Origin of the sequence: Marinobacter sp. DUT-3, from assembly GCF_050379435.1 — a bacterium.
In the GTDB taxonomy this organism is placed as follows: Bacteria; Pseudomonadota; Gammaproteobacteria; order Pseudomonadales; family Oleiphilaceae; genus Marinobacter.
In genome coordinates, this window is record NZ_JBNRMG010000011.1 from 121,122 (window position 1) to 135,257 (window position 14,136).

Annotated in this window: 12 protein-coding genes; 10 read left to right on the top strand and 2 right to left on the bottom strand. The window is 60.3% G+C overall.

Features of this window, described 5'->3' with window-relative positions:
- Positions 1-8: 8 nt before the first annotated feature.
- Positions 9-2,354 (bottom strand): sensor domain-containing diguanylate cyclase, encoded by a 2,346-nt coding sequence (locus ACQUWM_RS15820; protein ID WP_428922794.1) that lies wholly within the window; start codon positions 2,352-2,354, stop codon positions 9-11.
- A 203-nt stretch (positions 2,355-2,557) separates the two neighbouring features.
- Between ACQUWM_RS15820 and ACQUWM_RS15825 the strand changes: the two genes are divergently transcribed.
- From ACQUWM_RS15825 to ACQUWM_RS15850, 6 genes are all read left to right on the top strand, one after another.
- Positions 2,558-3,355, top strand: coding sequence for a MotA/TolQ/ExbB proton channel family protein (locus tag ACQUWM_RS15825; protein ID WP_407001843.1), 798 nt, complete (start codon positions 2,558-2,560; stop codon positions 3,353-3,355).
- Entirely contained in the window at positions 3,342-3,743 is a 402-nt protein-coding gene (locus ACQUWM_RS15830) for an ExbD/TolR family protein (protein WP_407001842.1), read from the top strand. Before ACQUWM_RS15825 ends, ACQUWM_RS15830 begins: the two co-directional genes overlap by 14 nt.
- Complete coding sequence (locus ACQUWM_RS15835; protein ID WP_428922795.1) at positions 3,740-4,150, top strand: ExbD/TolR family protein; 411 nt, start codon at positions 3,740-3,742, stop codon at positions 4,148-4,150. Before ACQUWM_RS15830 ends, ACQUWM_RS15835 begins: the two co-directional genes overlap by 4 nt.
- A complete protein-coding gene (locus tag ACQUWM_RS15840; RefSeq protein WP_428922796.1) occupies positions 4,150-4,911 on the top strand; it encodes an energy transducer TonB in 762 nt (253 codons plus the stop codon). The genes ACQUWM_RS15835 and ACQUWM_RS15840 overlap by 1 nt, the downstream gene beginning before the upstream one ends.
- A gap of 238 nt (positions 4,912-5,149) precedes the next feature.
- A complete protein-coding gene (locus tag ACQUWM_RS15845) occupies positions 5,150-5,668 on the top strand; it encodes an Hcp family type VI secretion system effector (RefSeq protein ID WP_406986594.1) in 519 nt (172 codons plus the stop codon).
- 134 nt (positions 5,669-5,802) lie between these two features.
- Positions 5,803-6,501, top strand: coding sequence for a hypothetical protein (locus ACQUWM_RS15850; protein ID WP_428922797.1), 699 nt, complete (start codon positions 5,803-5,805; stop codon positions 6,499-6,501).
- On the opposite strand, the gene ACQUWM_RS15855 is transcribed toward ACQUWM_RS15850, so the two are convergent.
- A complete protein-coding gene (locus ACQUWM_RS15855; protein ID WP_428922798.1) occupies positions 6,498-9,188 on the bottom strand; it encodes a molybdopterin-dependent oxidoreductase in 2,691 nt (896 codons plus the stop codon). The two genes, ACQUWM_RS15850 and ACQUWM_RS15855, sit on opposite strands and share 4 nt — an antisense overlap.
- Before the next feature lie 452 nt (positions 9,189-9,640).
- Between ACQUWM_RS15855 and ACQUWM_RS15860 the strand changes: the two genes are divergently transcribed.
- From ACQUWM_RS15860 to ACQUWM_RS15875, 4 genes are all read left to right on the top strand, one after another.
- Complete coding sequence (locus ACQUWM_RS15860; RefSeq protein WP_407001819.1) at positions 9,641-10,261, top strand: ANTAR domain-containing response regulator; 621 nt, start codon at positions 9,641-9,643, stop codon at positions 10,259-10,261.
- Positions 10,262-10,284: 23 nt separating this feature from the next.
- Entirely contained in the window at positions 10,285-11,511 is a 1,227-nt protein-coding gene (locus ACQUWM_RS15865; RefSeq protein ID WP_407001817.1) for a CmpA/NrtA family ABC transporter substrate-binding protein, read from the top strand.
- Positions 11,512-11,740: 229 nt separating this feature from the next.
- The gene (locus ACQUWM_RS15870) at positions 11,741-13,096 is read left to right on the top strand and encodes a CmpA/NrtA family ABC transporter substrate-binding protein (protein ID WP_407001815.1); all 1,356 of its coding nucleotides are present in this window, start codon (positions 11,741-11,743) and stop codon (positions 13,094-13,096) included.
- Between the two features lie 25 nt (positions 13,097-13,121).
- On the top strand, positions 13,122-14,117 hold the full coding sequence (locus ACQUWM_RS15875) for an ABC transporter permease (RefSeq protein WP_428922799.1): 996 nt from the start codon (positions 13,122-13,124) through the stop codon (positions 14,115-14,117).
- Positions 14,118-14,136 lie beyond the last annotated feature (19 nt).

The window sequence follows — 14,136 nt, forward strand, 5'->3', positions numbered from 1 at the left end:
GCGGAAGTTCAGGATTCAGGAACCGGCACCACCACAACCTTGTTCCGCCCCTGGGCCTTGGCGATGTAACACCCCTCATCGGCACGGGCCACCACTTCTCGGGGCCCGGCGTCCCTGGGTGACAGTCCGGTCAGGCCGATACAGGTGGTGACTCCGAATGAGCGTCCATCCTGCTCGATACGCATGGCCTCGACTCCAGCCCGGATTTTCTCTGCCAACACCTCGGCACGCTCCAATCCGCAGGCCGGCAGGATAATGCCGAACTCATCGCCGCCCAGGCGCGCGACTGTGTCGGACTGGCGCACGGAATCCTTGAGCAGGTCGGCCAGGCGTTTCAGCAGGTCATCCCCAAGCAGGTGCCCGCCTTCGTCATTGACCGGCTTGAAGTGATCCAGATCAATCAGCATCAACACACTGGCGGAGGCCTGCTCATCAACCTGACTCAGGCATTTCACCAGTGAGGCGTTGAACGCCCGCCGATTCAGCAACTGGGTCAGGCTATCGTGGGTGGCTTCCCAGGACAGCCGCTCTTCCTGGCGCCGGCGTTCGCTGTCATCCCGCAGAACAAACACCAGCCGTTCATTCTCGTGCCCCTTGCGCAGGTGCAACATCGTGAGATCGATATCAAAGAGCTGCCCCCTGGCATTACGGAGGGTGACGTACAGACTCTCAAAGGCTTCGCCCGTGAGAAAGTCCGAGGCTTGCCACTGACGCGTCTCATCCTCGATCACCACGCGCTCGAAGAAGTTATGGCTCTCGCAGTTTTCCCCGTTTCCCATAAAGCCACAGGCGGCCCTGTTGGCGTAGCGGATAAGACCACCGGTATCAACCATCAGAACCCCTTCCTGCAGCACGGCAAGAATACTGTCGGCCCGCTGCTGCTCTTCACGCAGCGCGTCTTCCACTTCCAGTTCCCGGGTGATATCCCTCACCACTGTAATGGTACCCAGGGACTTCTCGGGCGTGTCTATCGAGGCGGTCATCACATCCGCCCACACCGACTCTCCGGAGGAAGTATGTTTCAGGCGGAAGCGGCCACGAAACACTTCGTGGTTAAGCAAAGCCGAATACCATTCGCGCAGCGCCTCTTCCCGGTCGTCCTCATGGACAGCCGCGATCAGGTATTTGTGGAGCAGGCCGTTGTCCACACTCCCGGTGATCTTTTCAAACGTCGGGTTCACAAACTCAATTCGCCCAAGAACATCGGTCTGGACGATGCCGATCGGGGCGCTCTGGGTCAGCGAACGGAAAAACGCTTCCCGCTCGGCCAGTGATGACAGCACCTCGTCCCGCTCTTCCATTACCGTATTGAACGTTTCCGCCACCTGCCGGATTTCCCGCACCCCGGACACATCCACCGGCGTAGTGCGAACCCCCAGGTGTCTCTCGGTAATCTGGTACCCCAGCACTTTCATCGGTGCCATCAACCGGCGGAACACCACAAAGGCAAACGGCGCAAGGATCACGATCACCGTTATCAGCACCCACAGCAGGTTATCCACCAGGCGCCCGGCAGCGGCGTAGGCTTCCTTGGCCGGCCAGACCGCCGCCACAAACCACGGCACTTCGGTCATCTGGCGCACTGCCATAATAGTCTGGTCACCCGCGCCATTGTTCGACTCCAGCACGCCTTCCACGCCAGACATTGCCTGCTGGACAGCCTGGTTATCGGCCGGTACCGGCTCCATCACCGCCCCGGTCCGACCGTGGGCAAGGGTAATGCCTCCTCGTGTGGCGACAGCAATATAACCGGACTTGCCAATACGCACCTGGCTGACATCCCCCATGAAGTTGTCCGCTTCCAGCAGAATGGCACCACCGATCATGCCGATAAACCGGCCGTTGTGATCAAAGATCGGAGCGGTAATCATCACCGCCGGGGCATTCTGATAAAAGGAGCGGTAGGGATGACTGATCACCGGCGTCAGCTGTTCGAATGTTCTTCTGAAATACTCCCGGCCACTGACATCCAGGCCCTTCTGGGCATAAGACTCCGGATATTCCGCGAGAACCTTCCCACCAGCATCAATGAGGTAGAACGCATCGAACAGGTGACGTAAGGCGATTTCCCTGCGAATCAGGATGCTCGCCCGAACTTCAAGGACATCCCCGCTCATGGTCATATCCCCCGCGATTTCCGCCAGGATTTCGCGGCGGTTGGACAGCTTGTCATCCAGATCCTGTGCCACCAGGTCGGCAAATGTGACTACCTCGGCCTTGGCCTGTGCTTCCAGCTCGTCACGGCTCATCAGGGTGCCGGCAATGGTGACCACGATCGCCGATAACAGGATCACCAGAATTACGAAGGCAACGGCACGATTTACCAGACTGCCAAACCAACGTTTGATCAACACAGCAGCGTGACTCCGGACATACAGAAACAAGACAGCCTGATCTGAAATAGGCAGTTAGGCACAGGTTAGTACAAGAATGTTTAGGTCAACGATATAACCACCGAATTTTAGCAGACCCCACGCCGCATCTCAGGTTACGGAACTTGAAATTTTAGTGATAATCGTTATTATTTAGATCTAATTTTTAGTACTGAGGCAAAACCATGTCTGAACTTCCACTCGCCAACGCCCCCGATACCCTGGCAACGCCGCTCAGTCAGCTGATCGACATGGGTGGGCCGGTGATGATGGTTTTGCTTGCGCTGGCCGTTGCCGGGGTCGTCACTTTCGTCTATCTGATGCTATTCGGTACTTTTTATACCCCCCGGCTGACCGGGAAACTTAAAAATGCGATTACCATTTGGCAACAAAATCCGTCTGATCGGGCCCCGGCACGGCTTCGTGAACAGTCTACCCTGTGGTCACGACTGAACCCCCTGCACCACCTGCTGGCCAATACCATGGAAAGTCAGCTGGCCGGCGCCAATCCCCAGCAGATCCGGGAAACCACGGCCAGGGACGCCCAACAGGCTCTGGAACCTTTTGAAGCCCCGCTGAAAGTCATTGAAGTCATTGCGGCACTCGCACCGTTGCTGGGCCTTCTGGGTACAGTCCTTGGCATGATGGAGGCCTTCAGCGCCATGGCCGCCACCGAAGGCCGCGCCAACGCCAGTCAACTCAGCGGCGGCATCTACGAAGCGCTGACCACCACCGCTGCCGGCCTGGTAGTCGCCATCCCCTTCGCCGCCCTGGCAGCCTGGATCGAGTTCCGCCTGCGTCGGATCCACAAAACGGTCAACGGCGCCCTGGTCAGCGTGCTGGCTGTCGATCTGGAAAGCCAGCAGGACGCCATGCTTTCTCCCGTGAAGCCGGCGCCGGAATCCGCGGCTCACAAACCTGCACAATCCGCCCGCGAAGTCACCACCGAGTCCCAGAGCCATCTTGCCCATGCAACTGGTTGATCCGAGGCCAAGCCGCCCCCTCCCGATCCGGATTACCCCGCTGATCGATGTGGTGTTCATCCTGCTGGTGTTTTTCATGCTCACCAGCAGGCTGTTGCCTGTGGACTACCTGGAGTTGTCCAACCAGACCGGCAATACCAGCCCGACCACCGGCGATCCGATCCCGGAAGTACACGTGCTGGCCGATGGGCGTCTGGAGTGGAAAGAACAAACCCTGCCGCTATCAGAGCTGTTACCCGAACTGACATCCGGGGGTATCGGAGAGGTGAATGTCAGTACTGCGCCTGACACCGGACTGAGGCACTTCACCCAGACCCTGAGCAGCCTTGAGAATCAGGGCATTACTGCGCACTGGAAACGGACCCCGGCGTCCGGGAGTCGTCCGTGACCCACCTGGTTCCACCGCCGTCAACTTCCGGCAAATCCCTTATGGAGCGCGTGGAAGACGCCCTGCTGCCGCTGATCAACCTGGTGTTCCTGCTGCTGATGTTCTTTATCGTCGCCGGGCAACTGGCGGACACCCCCTTGCCAGACTTGCCAGCAACAGCTCAGGCGCAAGGTCAACAGCCACCTCACGCAGATCTTATGGTCTCGACAGACAAAGGCTGGCACATCGATGGCGAGCCCCTCTCCAGGGAAACTTTGCCCGGCAGACTGCCCGCACCGGACGAGTCCAACCCGCTGAAAATTGCGGCCGGTGAAAATGTTTCCATGTCGGATCTCGAAGAACTGTTCCAGTTGCTGGAAGACAACGGCTATACCGACGTTATCCTGCTGACGGAGCCCGCATCGTAATGATCGCAAGCAGCAAGATAAGGGCGCTGTTTCTGGTCATGGCGGTCCTGATCACGGTCATCGCGGTGGTTATTGCCGCGCCCCGGAACGTGCCCACCCTGAAGCCTCTCGGGGAATCCGCCGTCAATACGGCTCCGGCCATGAAAATCAGCCTCGCCGGTGCACCCCGCAACGAAGCCCCCGAGGTAGAGCCGGTGGAACAGCCAGCCGAACCTGAACCTGAACCAGCACCAGAGCCAGAGCCAGAGCCAGAGCCAGAGCCAGAGCCAGAGCCAGAGCCAGAAATCGTGCCGGAACCTGAACCGGAGCCGCAACCCGAACCGGAGCCCGAGCCCGCGAAAAAGCCGGTCACAGAGAAAGTGGAAGAGGTTGACCTCCCCGAAGCGGAAGAACGCTCCGAAGAGACCACAGAAGAAACCGCCAGTGACACCAGCGATGCCCAGCAGGTTGAACTCAGCGCCGGTGATTCCTCCGACGTGGACGACTACCTGACAAAGCTGAGCCGGCACCTGAGCCGATACTATGACTATCCGCGCAGAGCCCGCCGCCTGGGGCAGGAAGGCGTACCGGTGATTATTTTTGAGTTCGACCGCGACGGCACCCTGCTGGACCATTCCCTGAAGGACTCCTCCGGCCACAACCTGCTGGACGATGCAGCCATGGATATGCTGGCGCAGGCGGCACCACTGCCCGAGGTGCCCGACGCCATGACCGGCGACCGCTTTACCTACGCCCTTCCGGTTCGATTCCGTTTACGCTGAACCAGCCGCCATTTTCCAGGCATCGCCACCCCGAACGGGCAACTTATTGCCCGGCCAGCAATCGCTCGCCTGATCGGAAGCAAGCTTTTGCCCCGCCAACGGATGCGCAATCGCTCAACATAGCCTTACATACTGTTTTTTAAGGATTTATTGATTCTGGCACGGCACTTGTACTGGTATGGACCGTCCAGGGAAGACCCCGGGGACATTTATTCATTCACACGTCATGGAGCAGACTATGCCAACTCCTTGTTATATCAGCATCGAAGGCCAGACTCAGGGCAACATCACCGCCGGCGCATTCACTTCCGACTCCGTAGGCAACATCTACGTTGAAGGTCACGAAGACGAAGTGCTGGTTCAGGAATTCAGCCACGTTGTAACCGTTCCGACTGATCCCCAGTCCGGTCAGCCTTCCGGTCAGCGCGTTCACAAGCCGTTCAAGTTCACCTCCGCTCTGAACAAGGCCACCCCGCTGATGTACAACGCCCTGGCTTCCGGCGAAATGCTGCCAAAGGTAGAGCTGAAGTGGTACCGCACCTCCGTTGAGGGCAAACAGGAGCACTTCTTCTCCACCATCCTGGAAGATGCCACCATCATCGACATCGATTGCAACATGCCTCACTGCCAGGATGCCGACAACGCTGACTTCACCCAGCTTGTTCAGGTATCCCTGTCCTACCGCAAGGTAACCTGGGAGCACGCCGTTGCAGGCACTTCCGGTGCGGACGACTGGCGTTCGCCGATCGAAGGCTGATCGGGTACCCGACTCCGCCACAACAACGGCCAGCTCATGCTGGCCGTTGTTGTTTTTACCACCGCTTGAATTGCAGGTATGATCGGATCTGAACCACCAGCCCCTTCGAATCCCATGGCCAAACCAGATTCATGATGCCCGAACGCCACACCGCACGAGCCATTGGCCAGTTGATGTGCCACACCACCCGGGAAATCCTCTGGGCTCCGGCAAAGCAGTGGGTAAGCCAGCAAACCACAAATGACGCCCTGCAGTGTCGGGTCGGCTCCGGCCAGGCCACCTACCACCGGTACGATTCCCGCACCCGGCAACATCAGATTACCTATGGTGTTCGGATGATCATGGCCAAGCAGCAGGCCGAGACCGCCATGGGGTGGCTCTCAACCCGGGAAATCCAGCGGCGGGGGTACTTTGGTGGCGAGCTGACCACTCTCAACCTGCTGGCCCACACCTGTTGCCATGAGTTTGCCCACCTGCTGCAACACAGCGCTGGCAAGCGTTTTCACGGCTCGGTACACAACCATCACTTCTATGACATTCTCGACCAGCTTCATGCCAGTGGTGGCGCCGGGGCCGCGCGGAGTTACCTGGCGGATCAGGCCCGGAGGCAGGGGCTTGAATTGCCTCACGATCCATTCGACATCCTCCCGCCGCAACAACTGGCGGCCAGTTGGCAGGTAGGCGATGCGGTCCACTTCGGCAGCGGCCGCCATCAGCACCAGGGCGAAATCATCCGGGTCAACCGGAAGACCTGTACCGTGGCAGGGACGGGCCCCTCACGCGGGCTTCGTTACCGGGTGCCAGTATCGTTACTGAGTAGACCGGGCCGTTAACCGGCGTGCTCCCCGACCCGGGTTCTGGGCGAGCCGGCACTGTGCTTGTCGACCAGTCCCCTTAACTCCGGCAGGCAAGAGCCACAACCGGTACCGCACTGCAGCTCTTCGCCCAACCGCGCAACACTGGTGGCTCCAGCCTCAATGGCCCGGCAGATCTGCTTCTCTCCGACCTGATAACAACTGCAAACCAGCGCACCAATATCCTCGGTGTCGACGGCTCGGGCCGCAAGCAGGCAGCGACGAGTTGCTTCGTCCAGTTCCGGCCTGGTAAAACAGTCGGCAAGCCAGTCCACCGGGGGCAGAAGCGTTGGGTCCCGCTCCACCATCAGCACCGCCTCCAGCTTACCCTGCGACAGTCGGGCGGCCCTGAACCGGCCCTGGCGCTCGTCCTGCATCACCAATTGTGGTGCCCCCCCAAGCCATTCCTGCACCATGGCGGGCCAGTCCACGTTCGTGCGCCCGGCAAGCCACCAACTCGAGCAGGCCTCCAGCGGCTGCATGGCCCAATAATCGGCCTGCCAGCGCCGGGGCCGGTTCTTGCGCACCAATAACCGGCCGTGCCACCGTGCCGGCCAGCGCGTCAGCCTGGCACGACCATGCTTGGCTTCCGGTTGACCGGAAACCGGGTCAACAATGCTGCTAGTCAGGGCGGTGGCCAGCCCATCCCCGGTGAACTGCCGGTTCCAGTGAATCGGCAGGAAAACCTCACCCTGCCGTTGCCCGGGATTGATATGAACCCGGCCGACAAAACGTCCATGGTCACCCTCCAGGGTGGCCAATCCATTCTCTTCAACACCCAGCGCCCTGGCATCCTTCGGGTGAACATCCATGAAGGGCTCGGAGCGATGGGCAAGCAGCCGGGAGGCCAACGCGGTCCGGGTCATGGTGTGCCACTGGTCACGAATCCGCCCGGTATTGATGATCATCGGGAACTCGGCGTCAGGCGACTGCTCCGGCAATCGCGTTTCCACCGGCACCAGCCTGGCGCGGCCGTCGGCAGTTGCGAACTGACCGTCGGTGAACAGCCTGCTGGTGCCGGCGTCGGCGTGGCTGGTCACCGGCCACTGGGTCGGCACCAGGGCGTCATAGGCTTCATCATTCAGGTCCGCCAGCCCGGAAATATCAAAGGCCCGTTCTCCCCGGTTCTCAAATCCGGAGAGCGCTGCATGTTCGCGGAAGATATCCGCCGGGCCGTCGTAATCGAAGAATTCCCGATAACCCAGGCGGCCCGCCACCGCAGAAAGAATCCACCAGTCAGGCTTTGCCTCTCCCGCTGGCGGCAGGAATCGGCGCTGGCGGGAAATGCGCCGTTCCGAGTTGGTCACCGTACCGTCTTTTTCACCCCAGCCCACGGCGGGCAGCAGAATATTGGCGTATTCCGTGGTGTCGGTGTGTTGCGTGCAGTCAGACACGATCACCGTGGGGCATTGGGCCAGCGCACGGCGAATCCGCCCGGATTCCGGAAGACTCACTGCCGGGTTGGTGGCCAGCACCCATAAGACTTTGATGTCTCCCCGCTCCACCGCATCAAACAGGTCAACGGCCTTGAGACCCGGCCCATCAGCAACGGAATCACAGCGCCAGAAGCGGGCCACACGGTCCTTTGCGCCCGGGGTGTCATAATCCATGTGGGCGGCGAGGGTGTTCGCCAGACCACCCACTTCCCGACCGCCCATGGCGTTGGGCTGACCGGTCAGGGAGAAGGGGCAGGCCCCGGGTTTGCCAATGCGGCCGGTCGCCAGGTGGCAGTTGATGATGGCGTTGCACTTGTCGGTACCGGCAACGGACTGATTGATCCCCTGGGAGAATGCCGTCACCGTCCGCTGCTCTTCGGAAAACCAGCGATAGAAGGTCTCCACATCCTCCTGGGGCAGGTCACAGGCCTCGGCCACCGCCGCCGGTGTGGGTGCGGCCGCCCGGGCGGCGGCCAGCGTCTGTTGGAATCCGTGGCAATGATCGGCAACAAAGGCCCCATCAATCGCCCCGGCTGCCGCCAGCCATACCAGCAGCCCGTTGAACAGGATGGTGTCGGTTCCGGGTTTCAGGGCCAGGTGAAGGTCCGCCAGCTCACTGGTGGCGGTCTGCCGGGGATCGATCACCACCACCTTCCGGCCCGCCCGGGCGGAGGCTTTCATGCGCTGGTACAGCACCGGATGTGCCCAGGCCGCGTTACTGCCGGCAAGGACCAGCAGATTCGCCAGTTCAATATCCTCGTAACAGCCGGGCACCAGATCGCCACCAAAGGCCCGTTTGTGGGCCGCCACCGCCGATGACATGCAAAGCCGGGAGTTGGTGTCCACGTTCGGGGTACCGATAAACCCTTTGGCCAGTTTGTTGGCCACGTAATAGTCCTCGGTCAGCAGCTGGCCAGAGAGGTAGAAGGCAACCGAGGCAGGGCCGTGTGTCTCTACGGACGTCCTGATCGCGTCAGCCACCGTATCAATCGCCTCCGGCCAGGCCACGGTGGCGCCATCCACTTTGGGCGCCAGCAGGCGGCCGTCGTCGCCCAGGGTTTCTCCCAGGCTGGCACCCTTGACGCACAGGCGCCCGACATTCGCCGGGTGACTGTCATCGCCGGTGATTTCCGGCTCTCCGGCACCCGAAGCCACTACACCGCAACCCACCCCGCAATAAGGGCAGGTCGTTTTTGTTCCGTTTTCGTGATCACTCAGAGGCACCAACATGTCTGCTCCACCGGAGAAAGCGCAACAAAAAAGCCCGGCAGGGTTCCGGCCGTGATGGTCTCGAAATCCTGGCGGGCTTCATTGCCTGGGTCTGTTCAAATCTTTCAGTCTGGAAAGAACCTTTGACAAACCTGTAGCAAATCGGGGGCCAGCCTCGCAAAGTGCCTGATAACCAACGAATCGGGAGATGGAGTTGCGGCCCACGGCCACGGAGCCGGCCACATTCTGGTGCACAATGGGCGTTCTATGCACAGGCGCGAGGCAATATCCGCGCATCTCGGGACGGTGACAGATGCCCCTGCTGCCGCCTAACTGACTGTTTTTCCCATCACTGGCCATCCATGGCAGATAAATTGCTCCACTCTGGTCACAAACGTCCGGAAGCGGACCCCAGACCTGCGCAATACCGCGGTATCCCTGTTATTCCGCGCAACGAACATTGAGGAAACGTCATGCAGTCATCAGAGTCTTTGCGAATTCTACTGATCGACAATAATCCGGAGCGGGCCAGCAAGGTGTGTGCGGCCCTGACTCACAGCGGCCACGAAGTGATCCGACAGCGTCCCGACGCCACCGGGCTGACAGCCGCCGTCGCCCGTGACCAGCCGGACATGGTCATCATAGACATGGATTCACCGGATCGGGACACCCTGGAGAACATGAGCACGCTGAACGATCACGCGCCCCGCCCCATCGTCTTTTCCGCGGACGAACCCGGAGACCGCGCCACCATTCAGGCCGCAGTCCGCGCTGGCGTCAGCGCCTACGTGGTGGACGGCATCAAGCCCCAGAGCGTGCGCTCGATCATAGATTCCGCCATCGCCCAGTTCGAATCCTTTCAGGCACTGCGGACGGAGCTGGCGGAAACCCGCGGGGCACTGGAGGACAGAAAATTCATTGAGAAGGCCAAGGGCCTGATCATGAAACACGAAAACTGCGATGAAGACACCGCGTTCCAGATGCTACGTTCAGCAGCCATGGACCACAGCGAACGACTGCCGGACATGGCCCGGCGAATCATCACCCTGCTGGAACGGCAAACGACCAGGCCCGCGGTCAGGCAGGCGTCCTGACCCAACACGGGGGAGTTGATCCCATGGCCATGCCCACGCCCATCCGCGGTCGTACGGTTTTTCACCTCAGGCTCGGATTTGTTCCGCTGCTCGATAGCGCGCCCCTGATCATGGCCCAGGAAATGGGCCTGTTCGAGGCCGAGGGCCTGAGGGTCGAACTCATTCGTGAGAGTTCCTGGGCCTCGCTCCGGGACAAGGTCAGTTTTGGCCTTCTGGAAGGCGGGCATATGCTCGCCCCCATGCCCCTGAGCATGTCCCTGGCCACCGACCGCCCCAGGGTACCGGTGACAACCAGTATGGTGCTGAGCCGCAACGGCAACGGCATAACCCTGGGCAACGATCTGTTTGAGAACATTGCCCTGTCCGGCGTTGATCTCGGGCAGCCTATCGAAACCGCCCGTGCATTAACGCAGCTGGCGAGAAAACGCCAGAAGCCCATCCGGCTGGCCTCGGTTGCCCCGTGGTCGAGCCATGACCTGCAACTCCGTGACTGGCTCGATTCCGCCGGCGCCGTCAACGGCGAGGATTTCCATATTATCCCGGTGTCACCGGTCCAGATGATGGACGCCCTGCAGAGCGGCGCCATTGAAGGCTGCTGTGTCGGTGAACCCTGGAACAGCGTGCTTGAGAGCCGGGAACTGGGTCGCATTCTGCACTCCGGGCACCAGATCTGGCAGAACGCTCCCGAGAAGGTCATGGGACTCCGGGCCGACTGGGCCGAACAGCACCAGGAAATGCACCGCCACCTGATACGGGCGCTCCTGGCTTCCTGTCGCTGGCTGGACAGCCCGAACAATCACGCCATGCTGGCACGGATCCTCGCCCGCCCGGAGTACCTCGGTGAGTATTTCGATCGCAACATTGGCGAACAGTTTCCCGTGCACGCGGAAGGTGACAACAGCCCGTTTCACCCCCAACTGCACCAGCATTTTTTCCGCAACTCGGCAAACTTCCCCTGGCTTTCCCAGGCCCACTGGCTGGCCACACGCCTGATCGCCCATCAACAACAGCTGTCACGGATCGACACGGCCTCGATACAGCGCATCTTCCGCCCCGATGTGTTCCGCGACGCTGCAGGATCCCTGGGTATTGATACCCCGGTAATCGACAGTAAAACCGAGGGCAGGCATCCGAGGCCGTTCACCATGAACGGTCAGTTCGGTCCAGTGGATGTCTCCAGCGATTCCCTGCTTGGAGAACAGATTCACGACTGGCAGTCCGCTCCGACCGTGCCCGCAAACGAAGCCTGACGCACCAAAACCGCTCCCATCAACCGCTCCAGCCGCTCTCGCCAACCTAAAGAAACGAACAAAAATCCTTTAAATTCAATTCAATAAAAACCTGGCACACCCCCTGCAAACACATCTACAGATAACATTTTCCGATAACCAACCAGGTTTCCCGGGCATCGACGCCTGTTTCCCATCAGTGGGGAGCGGGCGTTTTTTGTTTGGGGAAAGGAAACTACGGGAGAGCGCTATGAAGCTGAAGACACTGGCATTCACAATTCTGATAATGGGCGGGACCGGCACGGTTCAGGCCGACATCGGACCGGCGGAGAAGCCGGATCTGAAACTGGGCTTTATCAAGCTCACCGACATGGCGCCGCTGGCCGTCGCCTGGGAACAGGGCTTCTTTATGGACGAAGGCCTGTTTGTGGAACTCGAAGCCCAGGCCAACTGGAAAGTCCTGCTCGACGGCGTCGTCACCGGTTCACTGGACGGCGCCCATATGCTGGCCGGCCAGCCACTGGGAGCCACCATCGGCTACGGCACCCAGGCCGACATCATCACCGCCTTCAGCATGGACCTGAACGGCAACGGCATAACCGTCTCCAACGATGTCTGGGAACAGATGCGCCCGCATATCGGCAATAACGACGACGGTCAGCCCGCGCATCCGATCAGTGCATCCGCCCTCAAACCGGTCATTGAGCAGTACCGCAACGAAGGCGAGCGCTTTCGTATGGGCATGGTGTTTCCGGTGTCCACCCACAACTATGAACTGCGTTACTGGCTGGCCGCCGGTGGCCTGAACCCCGGCTACTACGCGCCCCAGCGTGGTGATACCAGCGGCACACTGGAAGCAGACGTTCACCTGTCAGTGACGCCGCCACCGCAGATGCCCGCCACCATGGAAGCCGGCACCATCCAGGGCTACTGCGTCGGCGAACCCTGGAATCAGCAAGCGGTGTTCAAGGGTATCGGCGTGCCGGTGATTACCGATTACGAGATCTGGCCCAACAACCCGGAAAAAGTGTTCGGGGTAACCGAAACCTGGGCCGAACAATACCCCAACACCCACCTGCGCCTGCTGCGTGCGTTGATTCGCGCCGCCCACTGGTTGGATGACAATGACAACGCCAACCGGGAACAGGCGGTGAAGATTCTCGCCCGTTCAAATTACGTCGGCGCCGATGAGGAAGTCATCGCCAACTCCATGACCGGCACCTTCGAGTACGAGAAAGGCGACGTGCGTGAGGTGCCTGACTTCAACGTGTTCTTCCGTCACTACGCCACTTACCCATACCCCTCAGATGCCATCTGGTACCTGAGCCAGATGCGTCGCTGGGGACAGATTCCGGAACCCAAGTCCGACGACTGGTACATGGAAACCGCTGCCAGGGTGTACCGCGCGGACATCTATAAGGAAGCCGCCCGCTCACTGATCGAGGATGGCACCCTCAGCGCCGAAGACTTCCCGGACCTGGACGCCGAAAACTTTGCCCGCCCCTACCAGGGTGAGCTGATTGACGGCGTCGCCTTCACCCCGCGGGAGCCGAACGCCTACATCGACAGTTTCGACATCGGCCTGAAAGGGTCGCAAACCCCTTAACCACGTGACTGTCAGGAGAGATCCCATGACCACACTCAGCCAGACCGATCAGACACCGGAGACCCCTCGCTGGCTCCGGGCGCTGACCGACACACTGTCCCCACGCCATCTGGCCGAAGCCGGTCGCCAGTTGCTGCTTCCGGTTCTCGGCATCCTGCTGTTCCTGGGCTTCTGGCACCTCGCCGCGCCTCAGGTGCAGACCTCCCTGGGAGCCTTTCCGGGCCCTGCGGCGGTATTGGAGCAGTCCGGCCAGTTGTGGCAGGAACACAGCAACCAGCGGGAACGCGCAGCACAGTTCGTAACCATGCAGGAGCAGCGCAACGAACGCATTCTGGCCGAAAATCCGGAGGCAGAGGTCAGGATTCGCTCCTATCCCGGCGCTCCCACGTTCTTTGACCAGATCGCCACCAGTCTCGGCACCGTGCTTGCCGGCTTCCTGTTGGCAACTTTGATCGCCGTGCCCATGGGCATTGTGATCGGGCTTAATCGTCACTTTTCGGCGGCGATGAACCCATTGATCCAGATCTTCAAACCGGTGTCCCCGCTGGCCTGGCTGCCTCTGGTGACCATGGTGGTTTCAGCCACTTATGTCAGTGACGATCCGATGTTCGAGAAATCGTTTCTGACGTCGATGATCACCGTGACTCTGTGCAGCCTGTGGCCGACCCTGATCAACACCAGTGTCGGCGTGGCAGCGGTCAATCCCGACCTGCTGAATGTATCGAAGGTCCTGAGGCTGTCGTTCTGGACCCATGTCCGCAAGGTGGTGCTGCCGTCTTCGGTACCGATGATCTTCACCGGCCTGCGGGTTTCCCTGGGCATTGCCTGGATGGTGCTGATCGCCGCCGAGATGCTGGCCCAGAGCCCGGGGCTGGGGAAGTTTGTCTGGGATGAGTTCCAGAATGGCAGCAGTCAGTCGTTGAGCCGGATCATGGTGGCGGTGCTCGCCATCGGCTTCATCGGATTCCTGCTGGATCGGATCATGTTACTTATTCAAAAAAAGGTTGCCTGGAATGAATAACAAACCACATCTTGAATTA